The following is a 20,274-nucleotide window of genomic DNA, read 5'->3' as shown; positions in this document are numbered from 1 at the left end:
CTAGAATCCTCGGCGCCAACAGATGGCGTCGAGAACCGCGGATAGCCATTAGGCCAGCCGTGACGGACGTCATCAATAGCGCACCAGCCGAATTTACATGTTGTTTTCATCCTGGTCGTCAGTCAGGCGCACCCTGTCTCGCCTCGGCGGGTCATAATATGCTTTAAAACAGGATGCCCATGACACAAACAATTTCCGTCCTTACCGCAGTCTTGCTGGCCTTGTTGGGCCTGCTGCTGGGGTTTGCCATTGCGGCGCTGCAATGGCGGCGCCGGCTGGCGGCTACGAGCGAACAATTGCTGCTAAGCCAGGCCGGCTCCGCGCAGCGCGACGAACTTCTGGCCGCGCAACGTGCCGAACTGGATCAGGCCAGGAATTTGTATGCGGAGCTCAGCGCCGAGAAAAACCAGATCGAGCAGCAGCTTGCACGCTTGGGGTCCGATGCGGAAAGCCTGCGCGAACGCCTGACGGAAGCCAGGGAAAGCCTGACGGCAAAAGAACAGCTGGCGCACACCGCCAGCGAACGTCTGGCCGCCGTCGACAAGGAACTGACCGAACTGCGCGTTACACACACCGAGAAACTCGCCGGCTTCGAGGAAATAAAGCAGTCGTTCGAGCAGTCCAGGCAACAGCTTAAAACCGAATTCCAGAACCTGGCCAACCAGATCCTGGAAGAAAAAGGCAAAACCTTCGCTGAAAACAGCCAGCACTCGCTCGATGTGTTGCTCAAGCCCTTTCGTGAACAGATCAGCGGCTTTCAGCAGCGGGTCAACCAGGTGCACGATGAAGCGGTCAAAGGTAATGCATCGCTGGGCGCCCAGATCAGGCATGTGCTGGATATCGGCGTCAAGATGAGTGCGGAAGCCAGCACCCTGGCCAAGGCATTGAAAGGCGACAAGAAAACCACCGGCAACTGGGGCGAGATCCAGCTCGAAAACGCCTTGCAGCAGGCCGGCCTGATCGAGGGTGAACATTACGAAGCCCAGCCGCGCTTCAAAGACGAACAGGGCCAGGCGCGCCAGCCCGACTTCGTCGTCAAGCTGCCCGATCAAAAACACATGGTGCTGGACAGCAAGGTATCGCTGGTCGACTACGACCGCGCCATCTCGGCCGAAACGGAAGTCGAAATGCAGGCGGCCCTGGATGCGCACGTCAAGGCCGTCAGGAACCATATCGACGACCTCAGCGGCAAAGACTACAGCAACCTGATTGGCATGCGCAGCCCCAGCTTTGTGCTGATGTTCATGCCCATCGAGCCCGCCTACATCGAAGCCATGAAGCACAACAAGGACTTATTCAATTACGGCTACCAGAGAAACGTGATCATGGTTTCGCACACCACGCTCATGCCCATACTTAAAACGGTGGCCAACCTGTGGATGGTGGCACGCAGCAATGAACAGGCCCAGGAACTCAGCGGCCGCGCCGGGGACATCTACAACCAGGTCGTGATCGTTGCCGAGCGCTTGAAAAGGCTGGGGGATACTTTGGGTACCGCGAGCAGGCACTACAACGATACCGTCACCGCGGTGGCCGGCCAACAGGGCTTGTACGGCAAAACGTCGAGATTCAATGAGTTATCGACCAAGGCAAATAAAACCATGCCAAGCCTGGAGCCCATGCATAGGGATTTTGAGGTGGAGAAGCTGGGGCTGGTGGTGGGGGATGGGAGCGTTGAGAAGGATGTTGCGCAACCGGAAGGGCCTGGTGTTGAGGCGGTGTAGTACGAGTAAACCAGCGGAGAGCGGAGTATCGAAGGCTCGAATTGCAGAACGGGTAAGGGGGCGAGCTGCGTTTAGCAGATGCGGGAGCGGCCGAAATCGGCCAAGGGCGGTCGGTCAGCTCCTTTTCTTCGTTGGTCGATTCAGAATGGAAGTGGTCGTTCGCTGTTGGGCGTGAAGGAAGTTATGAATCCATAGCCAACAATTCATTTGCACTGACGCCTGCCGCCACCCGCGTAAGGATTTGCGGTAACTGAGCCGCTACGTGGACAAGATGGTGGTTCATGTCAACCTCCACCCAGGTCCCCAAATTTCCGCAACGTTCTTCCCCGTTTGCGCAGCGCCACACATAGTCATCGCCGAAGGAGTAATTACGGTCTAGGAACACCGACGAATTCAGGACGCGACGAGCCAACTCGCTATATTGCTGGTACTTTAGGCCTTCTCTCAGACTGTAGCCGCGGAAGATATGATGATGTAAGCCTCGTGTGTACCGAATCTTGGCATTTGGATGTTTTGGGATGATCTTGTCTGAGAAGTTGGGATGCACGATGCCATAGTCTCCGAATGCGAGTCCTTCCGAGGAAACTCCGGCGGCTACGTTAAGCCAAAGAGGCATCTCATGGCGATAGAACGCCTTGGTACCTTCTTTTTTGACGTCACTCACGTCTTTCGGCATGCTCGATCCGATGACAGAAATGAGCCCGAACTTCGCGACTGTTGTGGCAACTTCAACGAAGTCCTGGGTGAGTCCGCGTAATCGAACAAGTGAAACGGAGTCTAGATTTCCAATAGATTCAAGGTCAATCAAGATTTTAGTGTCGCTTGTCGGAATGTGGGCATAGCGCAGACGCTCGATAATATCGTAAATTGTGTCCTCTCCAGCTTCAAGATCATCGATCTTGAGTCGAAACGTTAGACCACGTCCCTGGCTGGTTGCGATGGGAACAATACGATCCCACAGCTCAGGTTCGTGGTCGAAGCCAAACACTGGAGTGAACAAAATCCCTAAACCACGCAAATTGGTACACAACGCTTCTAAAGCAGGACTACCGTCATTGGTTACGTGCTCAGGTGCGATGGCATGCAAATCAACACTGACCGCATTCAAGGGGCAATGCTTCCGCAATTGATGAGCGAACCGAACACACGCTGTCTCAATAGACTCGCGCCCATTGGGAGATAAAAGCTCCACGAGAGCATGAACGTGAAGGGCCAGTGAACGCGGTATCTTGCCAAGTGCTTTGAGATCGTTGGCTTTGCCTTTAAGAATCGGCGAATACAGAGTTTTAGCGTCCACAGCTGACCTCACTTAAATGAGACTTCAGGAAACTGGTTACGAACCTCGCTCATTCCCAGCAAATCACCAAAAACACGGAAGTTTCCACTCTCTCGGCGGACACGTCCAGCAACAATCGCAGGATGAATCATCTGTTCTTTCGCAAACCGCATGATTCGTTCCCGACTTGGTGCTGAAATTACTTCACTCCGTCGCCAAGCTGCTCTTGGAATCAACGCGTCACGGGCTATACGGTTAGCTTCGACCTCCAGCACTTCCGTTGCCTCACTGTCTTCTAAACGATCCAGGAATGCGTCCCCCGGATTGCTCAAATGCTTCATCACATGGGCAAGCTCATGAAGGAGCGTGAACCAGAAATAATCAATGCGATCAAATCGGAATGTTAGCCCAATAACTGGGGTGCCATCTTGATCTAGAAACGCAGCACCATCAAGTTGCGTTCCAGCCAGATGCGGCTCAATCACAATTGGAATGCCTTTTCCTTCAATCAACTCACAAGCCAAACGCATGCCGTTCTGATGCCAGCTCAAATGCACGACTTGGGTCAAGAACGCAGGGTTAATGGCCTCAGAATGATATGTCGATAAACGCTCACGCGCCTTTCGCTTTCTTGCTATGTCTAGAACGCGAGCTTTCCATGCCAGCAGCCCATAACGAGACTTTGGGTTCACCGCATCTCCGCGAAGTCCTTGACGAGCCAAGATTGGAGAGTGACTGCCTGAAGGGAGGATGCTGGTCACAAAATCTCGTGCCAGTTCGCTTAACGCTCGAGCATTCCTCTTTGGCACTTCATTGAAATAGCCGTGACGCTCCATCTCTTTTATGGGGAAACGATTCCAATCAATTTCGGCATCAATAGCATCAACGATTGGCTCCGAAACCGGGGAAGTCGAGTTAGCGACAAGGACATCAGCTGAGATGCCCAAACCCATCGAAACCTCACGGATCATCTGCACTGTAAGCGGACGCTTGCCTGCAAGCACCTCAGAGACACGACTCCTTGAGCCAAAGTAAGGCACCAAGTCAGCTTGTCGAAGCCCTTGTTCATGCATCCGAAACTGGATTGCCTCTATCGGACTCGGAGTGTCGAACCTAAATCGGCCCTTTTCATACTCCTCGACGAGGAGAGAAATCAGCTCAAGTCGAGCGCCCGCAGAAGAGTCTGGCGAAGGGTCTGCAAGGGCAAGACGCTCCACCTCGCCCAGGTACAAGCGATAGTCAGCTTCCGTCTTAATGATTTTCAGTTCCATCAGTATTTCTTCGTGTATTCGGCGTGGGTTCCGATCCACTCCACAACTACAACGCTGGTTTTATATGCAACGATGGTAACGAGTCTGTACGTGTTGCCTTTAACGTTGAATATCACAATATTCCTTTCAAGCATGCTGGCTGAGGCATACCTGTCCTTGATGTCCTGAGGCGTGCGCCATTGACTTCCACTAACGTCTGAAATCCATGTGCCAATCCACTTTCGACAATCGGCATGCGCAGCACAGTATTGGTCAAGTTTTTCTCGTCCAATGATTCGCATAGGTGTTCTTGACCTTGTTCATGGACGCAAGCGTATCATAAAGTTCTCAAATTGGGAACATATTTTAGTGTTCCCATAGTGGGATAACATAGCGCCGCGCCATATGGCTAGGGCTGGATAGCGTGAAGAAGGGTGAAGCGCAAGCTCAAGGAAGGGACAGATAACAGTTGATCTTTGGCGAAAATCCCCCCTAAGGAGCTTCCTGCTCTAGCAATGCGTTAAGTTCAAGGGACGGTGGTCTATACCACAAGCTGTTCATGCTGATGATTTGGCTCATCGCGGGAGTGATCTAGGAAAATCCCATGTCCCCGAGTTACACTCTGCGAGCTGTACAGCTTGTAGTGCCCGCTATTCGCCGGTCGCCAGTCACTCGGCTCGACGGGGGACTAAAAGCTTTGGGCTGGTTTCGACCATCTAGCTTTCGTTACAATTGGTCAATAGGGACCGTTGCGGCCAAGAAATAGGAGCATTCCACGGTTAGGGCCGTTCCTGGCCTAGTAGATGCTTGCCACAACGGGGGATGGCTCGTGCAGATTTCGTTCAAGGAGCTTGGTTTAAAGGAGAGACTGGCCCCCATCAAGTGGGTCGTCCAACTCACGCTGAAAGATTGGGACGACTACTCCTTCAAGAGTTCGTTCATCGCTGTCTACTTCGATCGTCTGGGCAAACGCGTCGAGCTTGGGGGTGTGAAGATCAGCTATAGGGGACAGCAACATGGGTGGGCCAGGGAAAAACTGCCACCCACGTTTGCCTCTACCAGAGGGTTGGTTTTCACTGGGACAGGACGTTGACTGTTACAAACAAGACAGCGACGGAAGAAATCGACAGCACAGAGCGTGACATCATCCTAAGTGGACTGCGGGACGTGGTAGCAAATGATGCTTTGTTGGCGGAAGTGCAGCATGAGAAGGTATTCGCAAATTCCTTGATGCGCGGTGTTAGCTTTTCCGTCATTCAAGGTCAATTCAAACGCGTGCTCAACGGTCTGCTGGCATTATCAGACTTCCACTTCTCCCATCATCAGGAAGGAGATGAAAAGCACGCGAAAGTCGAGCTGGACTTTCGAGTTGGTGCTGCAAGCAAGCCTTCAACCAACGTTCCTGTATTGATTGGTAGGAATGGGGTACATTTGCGGTGCCTAGGGCCGCCATATGCAATTTATGATGTGGTAGCAAGCAATTACAATAAAATGAAAAATGTATTTACGAGGTTGCCTGATGAAAGGTTTTAGTTCGCCGCATCTGCTCTTGGCGTCTACGAATCCCTTGAAGATGATTCAGAATCTGAATCATCTTCTTCAGCCTGAGGAATTGGCGAAGCTGACTGCAGAACTAGATAAGAACGCCAAGGAGTTGTTTGCGCTTGGAGAATCGCATCTCATGTTCGCTGCACCACTATCTGACACAGCCTGGAGGCAAAAGATTTCTAGACTTTATTATGCTGTGTACAACCTCCGAAGATCGGTGGTTTTAAAAGCCTCGGGGCGGTTTTCTACTGACTCATCGGATCACAATAGTGTCGATCAGTTGCCAGACGGCATCAACAATCGTGAATCTTATATTCTTAAGTTGCGGAGTCTACGCGAAGACAGAAATCTCGCCGACTATAGCCATCAGGCAGTTATCACAGATTTGGTTATTTCGTCCGCTGACGCTTTAGTGTTTGCGAACGGCTTTTGCTCGGATTGCCGCAGCTTTCTCCTTTCGAAGTATGGATTGATTGTATGAACACGATAACTGAGGTGAATCTTGACCCGGTTGAAAGAAGATCGTTGGACGAAGTCCTTTCAGCCTATTTGCGGCGTTTGGATGGCATCCATCCGGACTGGTACATCAAGAATCGACCGGATGGCCCCTACTTGATTGTCGAATTGGCGAAACCCTCCGAAGAGCACTACAAAACTCACAACGCTATTGTTTCTGAACTCTCGGAGGACAATGTATTCAAAGAGCGGTCTACAGTTCAGCAGCGGAGAACGGCTCCCAAGCAAAGGCTGTTGTTACCCGAGACGCAGTTGCTGAGAAAGAATATCGCTGAAACCTTGACTATCGACAAGAATAGCTTTAATGGTGATTTCTTTGCGCGGTACACCGCTTCAGTGATGGCACTTGAGCAACAGATCACAACGAAAGCTAACTTTGTCGTCTATGGACGACGCGGCGCAGGAAAGTCTAGTTTACTGGCTTATGCAATGCACACAGCTATACGGAATGGGGCGCCATATAGCTGGCTGGCAATGCAAACCTTTGCCAGAAGATCAGATCCCCAGGTTGTTCCCGCAATCATTTCAGCAGTATTCTATGAGCTTGCGAAGACCGTCCCAACCTCCGAGATGCTGGAGAATGTCATCAAGAACTTTGACATTCTAAGTGAAAGCAGCGGCAGGGCAGTTTTGTCGAAATGTGATCGTCTAATACCTCGTGCTAGGCGAGCCTTGGGAGAGTATGCTGCCCAGGATCGCCCACTTACAATATTTCTTGATGATATACACGTTCTGGATGAATCCGTTCAGCCCTTGGTCTTGTCCTACATTTACAGCATGACCAGAGGAAATAACGTGTTTATTAAGGCGTCTGGTATTTCGCAACTTACGACGCTTTGGGACAGTTCAAAGCAAGTTGGACTGCAGCCTCAGCATGATGCACAGATGCTGAATCTCGATCTGAATTTGACGATGCCGGACAAGTCCAGGGACCATATCGTCAGCATATTGGACGCGCATGCTCGCTTTTGTGGGCTTCCTAATGTTCGTTATCTTGCTGGCGATGACGTTCTGTCTCGTCTCGTATTAGTTGCAGCAGGAGTGCCGAGGGATGCTCTGAGCCTATTTTCTGTGGCGCTTTCGAAAGCTACCACAAAGGGTCAAAAGCTTGTCTCAATAACCAGTGTGAATGCTGCCGCCTCGGAAATGGTCGAAGAAAAACTGAAGGATATTGAGAAGGATTTGGGTGGCGATCTGATCGAAATTCAAAATCTACTGAGTGAGGTTAAGAAATTTTGCGTGGAGCAGAAACGGAAGAATTCGTTCCTGGTAGAGATCAGGAACTCTAACTTGCGATACAAACTTGTACAGAAACTGATTGCACTGCGTTTGGTCCATTTGCTTCATGAAGGTATTACCCCCCACAAGGCAGGTAAACGCTTCAACGCACTTATGCTCGACTTTGGTTTTTATGTAGGCATCAGAGCCGCAAGGAGTGTCGATTTCATCCCCGATGAGCCTCGACCCCTTCTCGCGAAAGAGCTTAGGTCGCTTCCAATATTTCAATAAACCCGTCTAGCAGGCTAACGCAAATACTGTATTTTTGTTGAGCTGATAATTACGAGTTCTTTCCGACTGGATCAACTTAGGGTCTGTTTTCCAAGTGGCGAGTGGCGGCTTCAGGTCGAGGCTGTGTGAGAACGTATTACACCTCTGCCGAGGCAAAAAAACGACCTCTCAGGTCGGCCTAGGAGCGATTTTTCTGAGATCACTAAGAGGTTGGACCCCCGTTTCATTAGGCTGGTGAGTTTTCACACTGCCTTGATCGGTTTGAGACGCTGGTGATAAGCTTCAGCCGACTAAAGCCATTCTGTTCTGTTATAGCGTATAGCGATTTTTCCATTGTGTAGTTGTAAAAGAAATGGCTCAATAAAACAATATTTCCACAAGCGGAATGCTTGGTGCTGAATTGTTAAAAAAACGGAGTCCAGACGATGCAACAAACGCAAGATATGATCCTTGTTGAAAATGAGGATCGCCCCGAAGGTCGTGTTGTCCGAGTCACCTTCAATAACCCTGAAAAACGGAATAGTCTCAGCCTCGCGAGCAAGGAGCGCTTTGTCGAGGTTCTGGCGCAGTTGCGTCACGATCCAGAAATTCGCGTTTTGATCATTACCGGAGCAGGGGACAAGTCGTTCGTTGGCGGCACTGATCTTGCCCAACTCGCAGAGTTTGATCTTGTAACCGCGGAAGAGTCATCGAACAGAACGCATCGTATGTGTGATGCGGTACGTACATTTCCTGTGCCGGTCATTGCTCGCATTAATGGATATTGCTTTGGGTCGGGGATGGAGTTGGCGGCATGCGCCGATATGCGCGTCGCGGCGGACGATGCAAAATTTGGTATGCCGGAGACTCGCCTTGGATTGCCTTCGGGGATGGAGGCATCGGTTCTTCCACGGCTGATTGGCTGGGGTAAGGCGTGCGAACTGGTTCTTACCGGCGATCATATCGACGCTGCCGAGGCGTATCGCATTCACTATCTGCAGCGGCTCGTTCCACGGCTGGAACTTGATGCCGCGGTTGAAAGTTGGGTGAAGTCACTTCTTCTATGCGGGCCTGAAGCAGTCCGACTACAGAAGCGATTGATCCTTGACTGGGCTCTTATGTCAATTACCGATGGCGCTCGGGCTGGCATTAAGGCTGTGGTCGACGCATACCGTACTGATGAACCCAGGAAATACATCACAAAATTTCTACAACAAAAAAGAAAATGAATTGGATGGATTCAACACCTTATGGTGCCATGGCCGGCGGAGTTTCAATGCCGCTATAACTTGTTGTTCGAGTTTGCATAAAAGGGGAGATGAAAATGCTCTTACGCATGATTCTTTTGCTTGGTTGTCTTCTGTCGGTTCCTATATTAGGCTATGCCCAAGATGCTTATCCCAGCAGGTCGATACAAATGGTTGTGCCGTTCTCAGCGGGAGGGCCATCCGATCTTATCGCCCGGCTTGTCGCTCACGGAATGTCGGAGCGATTGAAACAGTCCATAGTAATTCAGAATAAAACAGGCGCAGGAGGCGTAAGCGGCACAAATTTTGCGGCGAAGGCGGAGCCCGATGGTTATACGATTTTGTTGGCGACCATCGCCTATACCACTTCTCCCTATTTGTATAAGACATTGCCCTATGATCCTGAAAAGGACCTTGTTCCTGTCGGCTTGATAGGGCGGGCGCCGCTTGTGCTTGTAGTTCGCCCCACACTGAAAGTCGACAACGCCCGGGATCTCATCAAATTGCTGAAGAGTGCTCCAGGGAAATATTCCTTTGGGTCTTCGGGGGTTGGCAGCATAGATCATCTTGCGGGCGCCTTGTTCGAATCCCAAACAGGGGTTAAAGCATTGCATGTTCCCTATAGGGGAGCGGCGCCAGCCATTCAGGATCTTCTTGCCGGACGGGTCGACTTTATGATTACCACCAACTTTCCCCTGCTGCCATACATTCATAACGGGAAGTTGAAAGCACTTGCCATCGCGTCGTCAGAGCGGTTGCCCCAGATTCCAGATGTTCCGACGATGGCTCAGGCGGGGGTACCTGATTTTGAAGTCTCGGCGTGGTACAGCATTCTGGCCCCCGCGGGAGTACCGAAACAGGTGATTGGCAAGCTCAATAAGGCCATGGTTGCAGCCCTCGCCGATCCTGAATTGAAAAAAAGCTTTCAAGGACTTGGAGCTACCATCGCCGTGGATCAATCACCCGCGCAATTGGCAACATTCATTACAGCCGAGCTGCACCGCTGGAAAAAAGCTATCGACACTGCGGGGGTGGAAAAGCAATGAAAATTTTCGTATTGAAATACAACGCATCATTGCTCATATGGTTCACAAGCGAAAAATCATGGGGGCGCATTTGTCGACCGATCTGAGTTTGGAGCGCGAGGGGGCGATATGTACCTTAAAGATTTGCCGCCCTCCAGATAATTTTATTGATGAAAGGGTGGTCGCCGATCTCGCAACTGCTCTCGAAGCTCTGGATAAGGACAAGGATTGCCGCGTAATTATTTTGGCGTCTGAAGGCAAGCATTTCAGTGCTGGCGCCGATCTTAAGAAGCGGCTTGCCGGGAAAAACGAAGCGAAGCAACATATTTATGAAGAGGCTGGCCGACTTATCCGTACAAGCAAGCCCATTCTTGCGGTTGTTCAAGGCGCGGCCATCGGCGCGGGATTGGGCCTTGCGCTGCTCGCCGATTTTCGTATTGGGTGTATGGAAGCCAGGTTCAGTGCCAATTTCAACAGGCAGGCCTATCATCCAGGCATGGGATTAACCTTTACCTTGCCGCGTTTGGTAGGGCAACAACATGCCGCGTGGCTGTTCTATTCAGGTAAGCGCTTGAAAGGCGACGAAGCTTTAGCCATCGGCCTTATTGACAGGCTTGTTCCTTCGGCCGAATTGATGAATGCGGCAAGAGATATGGCTGACGAAATCGCAACCTCGGGGCCGCTTGCCGTTCAATCCACACGGTGTACCTTGCGCGAGGGTTTTGAAAATGGCTTCAGCCAGGCGATTCGCAGAGAAATAATCGCCCAGGACATATTAAGGAAAACCGAGGATTTTCAGGAGGGTGTTCGAGCCATGAGTGAGCGTCGCCAGCCTGTATTCAAAGGAATGTAATGTGGGCTGATGGCACGTGCGCCGTGAGTTCTTGAGAGCGCTTCAATCCTGTCTCCAAAGCCTTTTTTCTAGACACCTTCCAATGTTGATATGGGTGCTTTTTCATCTAGAAGCCGCGTTATTCTTTTTTTAGTCCAGGCCGGTGCGCATAGTTGGATGAAGTCATATTCAAAGGCCCTCAGAAAGTGATGCTGGCCGAGAAGAATCCGCGTTGTCGCATGAGGGAAAAGATGACCTGCCGGGATAGCCCGCAAATTGGTATCGTTGACAGGGTTATACGCCGGCTTTGCCAATACTGCGATTCCAAGACCTCGGGAAACATAAGCTTTGATCACCTCTGCTCCCGATGCATTGACGACGATTCTTGGTTCTAGATGGTTGTTTTTGAAAGCCTGTAAAACTTCTCGCCGAATGGAGTATGAATCGTCGTAAAGAACCAATGGGAATGATGACATTGCCTCAAGACTAAGCTTACGCAAGCGAAGCAATGGGTGTCGTTGCGGGACCACGACAATGCGGGGGATTTCATCGAAGGGCAGGGCAATGATTTTGTCGTTTTCTGTTCCATTTTCGATAGTGATCGCCAAAGAAACCTCTCCATTTATTATCAGGCTGGTCATCTGGCTCAGACTGCCATGAATAATGGATACCTCGACATCTGGGTACCGTTCCATGAATTTTCCGATAATGTCCGGGAGCAAATCACGGGCCATTGAACGGGATGCCGCTATCAGGAATTTTGTGGGTACCCCATCTTCTTCACTGCCACAGATTGAGCGAATTTCCGCTATGGTGCCAAGGGCATTTTTTGCAGCGAAAAGAACGCGTCGTCCGGTGGGCGTAAGTGCAGCCAGCCTTCCTTTGGATCGAATGAAAATGGCAGTTTGCATTTCGACTTCGAAAGCGCGAATTTGCTTGCTGATTGCGGGTTGAGAAATACACAAGGCTCGCGCCGCTTCGGAAATGTTGAATTCTCGATCCACTACCTCGCATATTGCCTTCAGTTGTTGAAAATTCAAAGTAAATCTCCTTGGCTGACATGCAAAGATAGTGTGCCCAGACTATTCCATTTCATTATAGGACATAGCGATTTTTCTATTGCCTCGGCTGGAGCTGCGCGGTTCAATCGATCCTATCAATAGAATTGCGGCGCTCAAAAATCTGGGAGTGTTCGCATTTTTCCATGGCAACTGGAACCTCTCTGACACTATGGCCATTCTTTCGAACATAACGATACTGGATCTTTCGCGTGTTTTTGCAGCTCCGCTTGCAACTCAAATGCTTTCCGATCTGGGGGCTCGAATATGGAAAGTCGAGTCGTTTCGCGGCGACGATTCACGAAAATGGGGTTCGCACGTTTTTAATGCTTTTAACCGAGGAAAGAAGAGCCTTGCACTGAATCTTAAAGATGTTCGCGCTCAGCAGATTCTTCAACGGCTGTCATCAAAAGCCGATGTCTTCGTCGAGAATTTCAAAACAGGGGATCTGGACAGGTATGGACTTTCATATGAAACTCTTAGTGGCTTGAATGAACGGCTGGTGTATCTTTCTTTGACGGGGTTTGGGCATACCGGCCCATACCGCCATCAACCGGGGTATGACACCATCATTCAGGCCATGAGCGGGGTGATGAGTGTGACGGGCGACCCCGACGGCCCTCCTACCCGGGTGGGAATAGCCTGGGTCGATGTCATGTCGGGGCTGGTCTCGGCTATAGGAATACTTGCTGCCTTGCAAGAGCGTGAGCGCAGCGGCAAAGGCCAGCATATCGATCTTTCCTTGTTCGATGTAGGTATGATGGCGCTCATTGATGTTGCGCAGGACTATATTCAAAATGACAATATCCAACGGCGAACCGGGAACGTCACTCGCAATCTTTCACCGGCGCAAGTATTCAAGGCAAGCGACGGCTGGTTGGTGATTGCGGTGGGTAACGATGATCAATTCCGTCGTTTTTGTCAGGTGATTGGTTGCCCGGGCCTTGCGGAAGATGAACGATTCAAATCCAATCTGGACCGTGTGGCTCACCGGAGCGCTCTGTCCGAAGTATTGATACCTGTGATTTCCGGTCGATCGCGCGATCATTGGGTGGCTGTACTGCACGAGTCGAAAATTCCAGTTAGCCCAGTGCTGGATGTCGACGAAGCAATTCAAAGTCCACAGGCTATCGAACGGGGCGCCACTTGGGAAGTTCCTGGCAAGAATGGCGACTTGTTGGCGCTCATGGCTAATCCCCTTCGCCATATGAGCCGGACTCCGGCTCGTCCTTCTGGCGCCCCGCCACTTCTGGGAGAGCATACCAGCGAGGTATTGCATCACGAATTGGGCCTGTCTTCGGATGATATCGATGTGTTGATTGCCGAAGGAGTCGTGTTGCCAACAGACTAGTTTCACCGATGCGATCGAGGGCAGTTTGACCCGATTGGATGGGACTCCGCCTATCGTTGGCGTCTGCACCTCGGAGCCTTTTTCGGATTACCCAGGGCCACATAAGCTATAGTCTAACCACTCCCCCTCATCAACCTCACAAGGCTTCCCACAGCATGGCCGTACTCTCCATTGATAACCCTTTCCTTGAATGGATGGGCGTAACCTTATCCGCCTGGTCGCCGGGCTATGCCGAGATGCGGCTGCCTACTTCGCCTTCGCTGGGCAATCGCACGGGCCGGGTCCAAGGGGGCGTGATTTGTACGCTGCTGGATGCCGTGTCGGGGTACAGCGGTTTATATTCAGATCCGGGCGAGCCGCCGCTGCACAGTGTTTCCCTGTCCCTGACGACGAACTTTATCGATAGCGGGGATGGCTCGGTGCTGGTGGCCAAAGGTTATGTCGAGCGCAAGGGGCGCAGTATTTATTTTGCGCGCGGCGAGGTGTGGCTGGATGGGTCCCGCTTGCTGGCTACGGCCGTGGGCACGTTCAAATACAGGTCGGCGGCCTAGGTTTTTCCACCGCTTAGATGAGCTTGGGGCAGAACCGCGTGCCGCGCATGATTTTCACGTTCTGTTCGACGAAGGTGCCGCGATTGGTCTGCTTGAATGCGTGCCAGGCTGGGTCGGCGTCCAGTGCCGCGCGGCGCCGTTCGCGGTCCGCCAGGTCGTCGTAGACCCAGATGTGCAGTACTTGGTTCAGCGGGCCGATTTCGCTGACGAAAAAGCCCAGCAGGCGGCCCAGGTGTTTTAGCTGCAGGGGCAGGGCGAATTCTTCGTAGCGGGCCAGGTAGCTGTCCATTTGGCCGTGGGCCACGGTGTAGGTGCGGTGTTCGAAAATCATGTTGGTGGGTTGTGATGCCAGGTGATTGGATAAGGTGTTGGAGCGCCGGTGGGCGATGCATCAGCCGGGTGGCGTGATGATGCGGCCCGTGGTGAAAAAAGAATGGAGATTGTCGGCCACCAGTTGTTCCATGGCGGCTCGGGTTTCACGCGTTGATGCGGCAATGTGCGGCAGGGCGACGACGCGGTCGTTATTCAGTAGCCCGGGCGGCACCTGGGGTTCCTGGGCATACACATCCAGGCCGGCGCCCGCAATGCGGTTTTTCGCTATGGCTTCTACCAGTGCGTCTTCGTCGATCACGCTGCCGCGGGCAATATTGACAAGAAAACCTTGTGGGCCAAGGGCCTCCAGGACGGAGCCCGAAATCAGATGGCGTGTGTCGGCTCCGCCGCGGCAGGCGACGACCAGGAAGTCGGCCCAGCGGGCCAGCGCATGCAGGTCGGGTTCGTAACCGTAGGCGACTTCTGCTTGTGGGTGCCTGCCGTAGTAGCGCACGTCCATGTCGAATCCGCTGGAGCGGCGGGCAATGGCGGCGCCGATGCGCCCCAGTCCGACTATGCCCAGGCGTTTTCCGCTGACGCGCGAGGCAAGGGGAAAGGCCTGGCTGGCCCAGCGCCCCGCCTGGACATGGCGGTCCGCGGCGACGAGTTGGCGCGCTGTGGCAAGGATCAGGCCGAATGCGCAGTCGGCGACGCAGTCGTTGAGCACGTTGGGCGTGGTGCTGACCTGTACGTCGTATTGTGCGGCGGCGTTCAGGTCGATACCGTCGTAGCCGACGCCAAAGCAGGCCACCACACCGCCTTTCAGGCTGGCGAATATGTCGGCGCTGCAGCCGTGGCGCGACATGGTGACCCCGCCGGCAAACTGGCCGGCATGTTCGGCAAGAAAGCCTGCGCGGTCGGCCTCTTTCCATAGAGGGTGCAAGCGGTATTGCGTTTGCAGCAGTTGTTCCAGCCCCGGAGGCAGCGGGCCGATTTGCAGGAGATGTGTTTGCGTGTCCATCGGGCTCAAGGCTTGAAGTGCGTTCAATCGGTGTGGATATTGGCTTCTTTCAGCCAGGGAATCCAGTGGTCGAAATCGCGGTCCAGGCGGGCCTGGAAGCCGGCGGCGCCCTGTGGGTTGCTGAAGCCGGCGGCGGCGAGCTTGGCCGCGACATCGGGCTGGTGCACGACTTTGGCCAGGGCTTCCTCAAGATGCTTGCGGGTGGCGGCGGGTGTGCCGGCCGGCACCAGGATGCCGTACCAGTTGGTCATCTGCAGTTGCGGCATGCCGGCTTCGGCGGCCGTGGGGACATCGGGCAACAGGGGCGAGCGTTTCGTATCGTAGATGACCAGGCCTTTGATGCGACCCTGCTTTATGTAGGGCAGCAGCACGGGTACATCGGCATTCACCAGATCGACCGAGCCGCCCATCAGGCCGACCAGCGCGGGAGCCGCGCCGCGGTAGGGAATATGTACCAGGGGTACATTGGCCGCTTTTCTGAACAGTTCGGCGCCGATGTGCATGGTTCCGCCCACGCCGGTCGAGCCGTAATTGAGTCCTTTGGGCGTGGCCTTGGCTTTGGCGATCAGTTCGGCCAGTGTGTTGACGCCCAGCGACGGCCGAACCGCCAGCATGGTTTGCACTTCGCCCAGCAGATAGACCGGGTCGAGATCCTTGCGGGGGTTGTAGGGCAGGTGGCGTGTCGTACCTGCTGTAATGACCAGGCTCGAGGTGGTGAGGAGCAGCGTCTGCCCGTCGGCCGGTGATTTGGCCGCCAGATTGTCGCCGATGATGCCGCCGGCGCCGCCGCGATTATCGACGATGACGGTTTTGCCCAAGGCATCGCCCAGGCTGGGGGAAATGATGCGGGCTATCTGGTCTGTGGGACCGCCGGCCGAGAAGGGCACGATGATCTTGATGGTATCCGTGGCCTGGGCCGGGAGGTTGAAAAAGGCAGTGCAGGCTGCCAGCGCCGCACAGAAAGCGAGTTTACGCATGATGGTGGGTCTCCGGTTTTTCAAGTTTGTGATTTTTTTCAGCCCGCGAAGCGCGGCTCGGGCAAGCCGCGTACGCCGACGTTCAGTGCCAGCAAGGCGCCAGCCAGGGGTTCCCGGGTTTGCTGTTCGGGAGTGAAGCGTTGCGAGTGGCTGGTGATATAAAGCGTGTCGAGTCCGTCGCCCCCGAATGCCGGGCAGGTGGGGTTGGTGACGGGCAATTGGATCGTGCGGTCCACCCGGCCGTCCGGGGCCAGCCGCACCAGATGGCCGGTGGCGACCATGCAGTTCCAGACAAAGCCTTCGGCATCCACGGTGGCTCCGTCGGGACGGCCCAGTTGATGAGTCCAGTCCTTGAAAACGCGTCGATTGGAGATGGCGCCGTCATCGATGTCGTAGTCGAAGGCCCAGATGATCTGCCTGTGCGTGTCGGCGAAATACATGGTGCGGTCGTCCGGGCTCCATGACAGCGCATTGGGCAGCACGAAATCGTCGAGCATGGCGTGGCAACTGTGGTCGGCGTCGAGCCGGTAAAGCGTGCCCAGCGGTTCGCGTTGCACGTCGTGCATGCTGCCGACCCAGAAGCGGCCGCGCCGGTCGCACTTGCCGTCGTTCAGGCGCATGCCGGGCTTGCCTTCCTCGGGGTGGCCGATGCGCTCGGCCGCCTTGCCGCTGGCCGGGTCGTACAGGTAAAGGCCCGTGCCGGTTGCCAGCACGAAGCCGCCCGCCTCGCGCAATGCAATCGACCCGGTCACCAGGTCGGGATGAAGGCGCTGCGCGGTGTGCTTGCCGGTGGCTGGGTCGTAGGACTGCAGCGCCGGGCGGCGCACGTCTATCCACCACAGGCGGCGCGTGCGGCCGCACCAGAGAGGAACTTCACCGAGGATATCGGCGCTCTGCACCACGCAGTCGATGTCAATATTGGTTTCGATCGGCATTTTCGGTTTCCAGGAATTACTTGTATTTTGTGGCGGCCAGCGTCGCCAGGTCGATCCCGGCGGCGATGTCGGCTTTTTGACGGCTGTCGCCCGCGTCGATTTTTTCGGCTTCGGCAAGCACGGCATGCGCGTGGGCGTAGGGCACGAAGACGATGCCCGCCTCATCCGCGGCGACGAGATCGCCGGCGTCGACGCTGATGCCGGCGATGCGCACCCGGCCATTGATTTCCACTGTTTCCAGGCGCCATTTGCCGGTAAGGGGGGTGACGCCGCGCGACCAGATCGGGAAGTCGCGCTCGCGCGAGGCGCCGGGGTCGCGAAACGACCCGTCGATGATGGCGCCCGCGCAGCCCGCCCGGTGCGCGACCGTGGCCGACTGGCCTCCCATGTTCGAGACGCCGGCAAGGCCTTCGATGACCACCACGTCGCCAGGCTCGGCCAGGTTATAGGCTTCGTGCTCGCCCATTTTCCCGATGCCGCTTGCGGCGGCATGTGCGGGGCTTTCGCTGCGCTCGACGTTTCGCACGGTCACGGCCTGGCCCACCAGGCGTTTTCGACTTAGCGTGGGCGCCAGCACGGATGCGGGAATCGCGCCGGCCATGCCCAATTTGTCCATGGCGTCGGAAAGGGTGCCGGTCAGGTCGTCTATGCGCGCATAGCGCTGCAGCAGTTCCGCCGGCAGGCGCGTCAGCGTCATGCGCCGGATTGCTTCAGCCGGTACGCGGCCGGTCAGTTTTTTGGTGCTCATGTGCTTGGTCTGGTAATCTGTCTTTTTTATACTATCCTGTTATTTTGATTTTATCAATAATCCTGTTTAATGGGATTTTTAATAAAAACCCAATTTCAAGGATGGTTCCAAATCAATCCCGGAATGACGGCTTATGCCTTTACAATCCACAGCTGATTGGCTAACTACGCTCGTGACCTTGAACCCGAAAGACACTTCTTCCAGCCTCACCCGCGCGCTCGACATTCTGGGCATGTTTTCGGTTGCGACGCCGCTCGTGGCCGTCGAGGACATTACGGCGGCCCTGGGATACACGCGATCCACGGCCTACCGCTACATCAAGGAGCTGTCCGATGCCGGCCTGGTGACGCCGGCCTCCGCCGGGGCGTACAGCCTTGGGCCGCGCATTATCGAACTGGAACGGTTGGCGGCGCTGACCGATCCGCTTTATCGCGCCGGCCGGACCGTATTGAGCGAGCAGCATTGCGACAACAGCGCCTTGTTGTTGCACAGCCTGTATAACGACAAGGTGCTGTGCATCTACAAGGTAGGGCCCGATATGCTGGAGCATAACGGCCAGCGCCTTACCATGCGCCGGGCGCGGGGCATACCTTTTTCGCTGTTCCAGGGCGCGGCGTCGCTTGCCATGCTGCCTTATCTTTCGCAGCACCGCATCCGGCAAACCTATTTGCGCGACGAAGGCGAAATCAAGGCGGCCGGCCTGGGAACCAACTGGAATGAATTCCGCCGTAATATGGCCGCTATCCGCCGCGCCGGATTCGCGACCAGCCATGGGCAGATCACGCCGTTTGTCATGGGCGTGGCGGTGCCTATTCTTTTGCCCGACGACCAGCGCCTGATCGGAAGCCTTGCGCGCGCCTGTCCCGCCGCCGCCATGCCCAAAGCCCAGGAACCTGTCTGCGCCGAGGAACTGCACGAACTGAGCCGACGGATCGCGCTGGAGTATGCCAAGGTGGCGCATCGCTGATGCGTGGTTCTGCAAGAGGCAAGGCCATCTATTGCTTTGCGTAGCGCCATTTCGGATATTTTCCGCCAGATGCCTATAATCAACTCACTTATCACCTAGGAAATACCATGACTATTTCTCTCTACGCAACCACGGTTCCCGTTTTCAAACAGATGCTAAGCGCGCTCGACGCTGTGCTGGGCAAGGCGGAAGCGCATATTGCCGCCAAGGGCATCGACCCGAACGCCTTGCTGCAGGCTCGGCTTTTCCCCGATATGTTCCCCTTGGTCAAACAAGTGCAGATTGCCGGCGATTTCGCCCGCGGGGCTTGTGCGCGCCTGGCCGGGGTGGATATACCCAAATTCGAAGATACTGAAAAAACATTTTCCGAGCTTCATGCGCTGATCGGCAAGACCCTTGCCTTTGTCGAAGGGCTTACCGCCGCGCAGATCGATGGCAATGAAGAGCGCGAGATCGTTCTACGCCCTGGCACACCCAAGGAAAAGAGGTTTACCGGCCAGTCGTACCTGTTGACGTACAGCCTGCCGCAGTTTTTCTTTCACGTCACCGCGGCCTACGCGATTTTGCGGCACAACGGTGTCGAGATAGGCAAGCGCGACTACATGGGCCAGGCCTGACGCGGGGCGGCCAGCCTCGGCAAGCAAGCAGGAGTACGCAAAAATGACGCACGCGTTCAGCGATGTTGAATGGAAGGCCAGGGTCGATCTGGCGGCGTGTTACAGGCTCATGCCTTTATTCGGCATGAGCGATCTCATTTATAACCACATCACGGCGCGCATACCCGGGGCGGGCGATGAGATTCTCATCAATCCGTATGGCTTCATGTACGAAGAGATCACAGCCTCCAGCCTGATCAAGATCAATGTGCAGGGCGAGATACTGCATAATCCCCATGCCGATTATGAAATGAATCAGGCGGGCTACGTCATCCACAGCGCGGTGCATGGAGCAAGGCGCGATGTGGCCTGTGTCATTCATACCCACAGCCGGGCGGGGATGGCCGTGTCGGCGATGGAGGTCGGCCTGCTGCCTCTGACCCAGACGGCCATGCGCTTCAAGGATATCGCCTACCACGACTATGAAAGTGTGGCGATCGATCTGGACGAGCAGTCCCGGCTGGTGGCCGATTTGGGCACGCAGGATGCGATGATATTAAGAAACCATGGCCTGCTGGTCGCGTCGCCCACAGTGGCCGAGGCGTTCAACACCATGTACTGGCTGGAAATGGCCTGCCGGGCCCAGGTCGATGCGATGGCCTCGGGTACCGAGTTGATCATTCCATCCGAACAGGTGGTCAACAAGACGCATCATTTGTATTTGCCCACTACGCGCCGTCCGTTCGGAATCATGGAGTGGCCGGCCATGCTCCGTTATCTGGATCGCCGCGATCCGGGCTATAAAAATTGAACGCTGATACGATGCCGGGCAGTACTTTTCCGGGCGCGGGC

General features: G+C 54.6%; 20 protein-coding genes and 1 pseudogene. 12 read left to right on the top strand and 9 right to left on the bottom strand.

Features of this window, described 5'->3' with window-relative positions:
- The first annotated feature begins 179 nt into the window (after positions 1 to 179).
- Complete coding sequence (gene rmuC, locus LSG25_RS12875) at positions 180 to 1,724, top strand: DNA recombination protein RmuC (protein ID WP_232741325.1); 1,545 nt, start codon at positions 180 to 182, stop codon at positions 1,722 to 1,724.
- 181 nt (positions 1,725 to 1,905) lie between these two features.
- Here the strand turns inward: rmuC and LSG25_RS12870 are convergent, their stop codons facing one another.
- From LSG25_RS12870 to LSG25_RS12860, 3 genes are read right to left on the bottom strand one after another with little or no spacing between them, the layout of a single operon-like run.
- A complete protein-coding gene (locus tag LSG25_RS12870; protein ID WP_232741324.1) occupies positions 1,906 to 3,021 on the bottom strand; it encodes a beta family protein in 1,116 nt (371 codons plus the stop codon).
- Between the two features lie 8 nt (positions 3,022 to 3,029).
- Complete coding sequence (locus LSG25_RS12865) at positions 3,030 to 4,271, bottom strand: ImmA/IrrE family metallo-endopeptidase (protein ID WP_232741323.1); 1,242 nt, start codon at positions 4,269 to 4,271, stop codon at positions 3,030 to 3,032.
- A complete protein-coding gene (locus LSG25_RS12860) occupies positions 4,271 to 4,552 on the bottom strand; it encodes a type II toxin-antitoxin system HigB family toxin (protein ID WP_232741322.1) in 282 nt (93 codons plus the stop codon). The genes LSG25_RS12865 and LSG25_RS12860 overlap by 1 nt, the downstream gene beginning before the upstream one ends.
- A gap of 787 nt (positions 4,553 to 5,339) precedes the next feature.
- On the opposite strand from LSG25_RS12860, the gene LSG25_RS12855 reads away from it, so the two are divergent.
- The 6 genes from LSG25_RS12855 (at position 5,340) to LSG25_RS12830 (ending at position 10,927) form a co-directional block, all read left to right on the top strand.
- On the top strand, positions 5,340 to 5,783 hold the full coding sequence (locus LSG25_RS12855; protein WP_232741321.1) for a hypothetical protein: 444 nt from the start codon (positions 5,340 to 5,342) through the stop codon (positions 5,781 to 5,783).
- Complete coding sequence (locus LSG25_RS12850) at positions 5,770 to 6,279, top strand: hypothetical protein (protein ID WP_232741320.1); 510 nt, start codon at positions 5,770 to 5,772, stop codon at positions 6,277 to 6,279. The genes LSG25_RS12855 and LSG25_RS12850 overlap by 14 nt, the downstream gene beginning before the upstream one ends.
- Entirely contained in the window at positions 6,276 to 7,823 is a 1,548-nt protein-coding gene (locus LSG25_RS12845) for an ATP-binding protein (RefSeq protein ID WP_232741319.1), read from the top strand. The genes LSG25_RS12850 and LSG25_RS12845 overlap by 4 nt, the downstream gene beginning before the upstream one ends.
- A 425-nt stretch (positions 7,824 to 8,248) precedes the next feature.
- Positions 8,249 to 9,031, top strand: a complete 783-nt coding sequence (locus tag LSG25_RS12840; protein WP_232741318.1) for an enoyl-CoA hydratase-related protein — start codon at positions 8,249 to 8,251, stop codon at positions 9,029 to 9,031.
- Between the two features lie 95 nt (positions 9,032 to 9,126).
- Entirely contained in the window at positions 9,127 to 10,095 is a 969-nt protein-coding gene (locus LSG25_RS12835) for a tripartite tricarboxylate transporter substrate binding protein (protein ID WP_232741317.1), read from the top strand.
- Between the two features lie 37 nt (positions 10,096 to 10,132).
- The gene (locus tag LSG25_RS12830) at positions 10,133 to 10,927 is read left to right on the top strand and encodes an enoyl-CoA hydratase/isomerase family protein (protein WP_232741316.1); all 795 of its coding nucleotides are present in this window, start codon (positions 10,133 to 10,135) and stop codon (positions 10,925 to 10,927) included.
- A gap of 68 nt (positions 10,928 to 10,995) precedes the next feature.
- Here the strand turns inward: LSG25_RS12830 and LSG25_RS12825 are convergent, their stop codons facing one another.
- Complete coding sequence (locus tag LSG25_RS12825; RefSeq protein ID WP_232741315.1) at positions 10,996 to 11,946, bottom strand: LysR substrate-binding domain-containing protein; 951 nt, start codon at positions 11,944 to 11,946, stop codon at positions 10,996 to 10,998.
- A 79-nt stretch (positions 11,947 to 12,025) separates the two neighbouring features.
- On the opposite strand from LSG25_RS12825, the gene LSG25_RS12820 reads away from it, so the two are divergent.
- Both LSG25_RS12820 and LSG25_RS12815 read left to right on the top strand, forming a co-directional pair.
- Entirely contained in the window at positions 12,026 to 13,315 is a 1,290-nt protein-coding gene (locus tag LSG25_RS12820) for a CaiB/BaiF CoA-transferase family protein (RefSeq protein WP_232741314.1), read from the top strand.
- Between the two features lie 155 nt (positions 13,316 to 13,470).
- Positions 13,471 to 13,866 (top strand): PaaI family thioesterase, encoded by a 396-nt coding sequence (locus LSG25_RS12815; RefSeq protein ID WP_232741313.1) that lies wholly within the window; start codon positions 13,471 to 13,473, stop codon positions 13,864 to 13,866.
- Between the two features lie 13 nt (positions 13,867 to 13,879).
- Here the strand turns inward: LSG25_RS12815 and LSG25_RS12810 are convergent, their stop codons facing one another.
- From LSG25_RS12810 to LSG25_RS12790, 5 genes are read right to left on the bottom strand one after another with little or no spacing between them, the layout of a single operon-like run.
- Positions 13,880 to 14,197: an NIPSNAP family protein gene (locus LSG25_RS12810; RefSeq protein ID WP_232741312.1), complete on the bottom strand. Its 318-nt coding sequence runs from the start codon at positions 14,195 to 14,197 to the stop codon at positions 13,880 to 13,882.
- A gap of 60 nt (positions 14,198 to 14,257) precedes the next feature.
- Entirely contained in the window at positions 14,258 to 15,199 is a 942-nt protein-coding gene (locus LSG25_RS12805; RefSeq protein WP_232741311.1) for a 2-hydroxyacid dehydrogenase, read from the bottom strand.
- A 23-nt stretch (positions 15,200 to 15,222) separates the two neighbouring features.
- Entirely contained in the window at positions 15,223 to 16,176 is a 954-nt protein-coding gene (locus LSG25_RS12800; protein ID WP_232741310.1) for a tripartite tricarboxylate transporter substrate binding protein, read from the bottom strand.
- A 38-nt stretch (positions 16,177 to 16,214) separates the two neighbouring features.
- Positions 16,215 to 17,111 carry an SMP-30/gluconolactonase/LRE family protein gene (locus LSG25_RS12795; RefSeq protein WP_232741309.1) on the bottom strand — a complete coding sequence of 299 codons (897 nt, stop codon included), beginning with the start codon at positions 17,109 to 17,111 and terminating at the stop codon, positions 16,215 to 16,217.
- Positions 17,112 to 17,127: 16 nt separating this feature from the next.
- Positions 17,128 to 17,859, bottom strand: coding sequence for an RraA family protein (locus LSG25_RS12790; RefSeq protein ID WP_232741308.1), 732 nt, complete (start codon positions 17,857 to 17,859; stop codon positions 17,128 to 17,130).
- A 133-nt stretch (positions 17,860 to 17,992) separates the two neighbouring features.
- Here LSG25_RS12790 and LSG25_RS12785 point away from each other — a divergent pair, with 133 nt between their 5' ends.
- The 3 genes and pseudogenes from LSG25_RS12785 to LSG25_RS12775 all read left to right on the top strand — a co-directional run.
- Positions 17,993 to 18,826: an IclR family transcriptional regulator gene (locus LSG25_RS12785; RefSeq protein WP_232741307.1), complete on the top strand. Its 834-nt coding sequence runs from the start codon at positions 17,993 to 17,995 to the stop codon at positions 18,824 to 18,826.
- 107 nt (positions 18,827 to 18,933) lie between these two features.
- The gene (locus LSG25_RS12780) at positions 18,934 to 19,443 is read left to right on the top strand and encodes a DUF1993 family protein (RefSeq protein WP_232741306.1); all 510 of its coding nucleotides are present in this window, start codon (positions 18,934 to 18,936) and stop codon (positions 19,441 to 19,443) included.
- Between the two features lie 25 nt (positions 19,444 to 19,468).
- A pseudogene (locus tag LSG25_RS12775) lies at positions 19,469 to 20,233 on the top strand (class II aldolase/adducin family protein); the annotation flags it as partial.
- Between the last annotated feature and the right edge of the window lie 41 nt (positions 20,234 to 20,274).

Origin of the sequence: Paralcaligenes sp. KSB-10, assembly GCF_021266465.1 — a bacterium.
Lineage (GTDB): Bacteria > Pseudomonadota > Gammaproteobacteria > Burkholderiales > Burkholderiaceae_B.
The sequence above is the reverse complement of the archived record's forward strand: the minus strand, read 5'-3'. Positions and strand labels throughout refer to the sequence as shown.

Excerpts from the sequence above, each read along its gene's own strand:
- rmuC (WP_232741325.1), top strand. The coding sequence starts at position 180 with ATGACACAAACAATTTCCGTCCTTACCGCAGTCTTGCTGGCCTTGTTG.
- LSG25_RS12865 (WP_232741323.1), bottom strand. The coding sequence starts at position 4,271 with ATGGAACTGAAAATCATTAAGACGGAAGCTGACTATCGCTTGTACCTG.
- LSG25_RS12860 (WP_232741322.1), bottom strand. The coding sequence starts at position 4,552 with ATGCGAATCATTGGACGAGAAAAACTTGACCAATACTGTGCTGCGCAT.
- LSG25_RS12850 (WP_232741320.1), top strand. The coding sequence starts at position 5,770 with ATGAAAGGTTTTAGTTCGCCGCATCTGCTCTTGGCGTCTACGAATCCC.
- LSG25_RS12845 (WP_232741319.1), top strand. The coding sequence starts at position 6,276 with ATGAACACGATAACTGAGGTGAATCTTGACCCGGTTGAAAGAAGATCG.
- LSG25_RS12840 (WP_232741318.1), top strand. The coding sequence starts at position 8,249 with ATGCAACAAACGCAAGATATGATCCTTGTTGAAAATGAGGATCGCCCC.
- LSG25_RS12835 (WP_232741317.1), top strand. The coding sequence starts at position 9,127 with ATGCTCTTACGCATGATTCTTTTGCTTGGTTGTCTTCTGTCGGTTCCT.
- LSG25_RS12830 (WP_232741316.1), top strand. The coding sequence starts at position 10,133 with ATGGTTCACAAGCGAAAAATCATGGGGGCGCATTTGTCGACCGATCTG.
- LSG25_RS12815 (WP_232741313.1), top strand. The coding sequence starts at position 13,471 with ATGGCCGTACTCTCCATTGATAACCCTTTCCTTGAATGGATGGGCGTA.
- LSG25_RS12810 (WP_232741312.1), bottom strand. The coding sequence starts at position 14,197 with ATGATTTTCGAACACCGCACCTACACCGTGGCCCACGGCCAAATGGAC.
- LSG25_RS12805 (WP_232741311.1), bottom strand. The coding sequence starts at position 15,199 with ATGGACACGCAAACACATCTCCTGCAAATCGGCCCGCTGCCTCCGGGG.
- LSG25_RS12800 (WP_232741310.1), bottom strand. The coding sequence starts at position 16,176 with ATGCGTAAACTCGCTTTCTGTGCGGCGCTGGCAGCCTGCACTGCCTTT.
- LSG25_RS12795 (WP_232741309.1), bottom strand. The coding sequence starts at position 17,111 with ATGCCGATCGAAACCAATATTGACATCGACTGCGTGGTGCAGAGCGCC.
- LSG25_RS12790 (WP_232741308.1), bottom strand. The coding sequence starts at position 17,859 with ATGAGCACCAAAAAACTGACCGGCCGCGTACCGGCTGAAGCAATCCGG.
- LSG25_RS12785 (WP_232741307.1), top strand. The coding sequence starts at position 17,993 with ATGCCTTTACAATCCACAGCTGATTGGCTAACTACGCTCGTGACCTTG.
- LSG25_RS12780 (WP_232741306.1), top strand. The coding sequence starts at position 18,934 with ATGACTATTTCTCTCTACGCAACCACGGTTCCCGTTTTCAAACAGATG.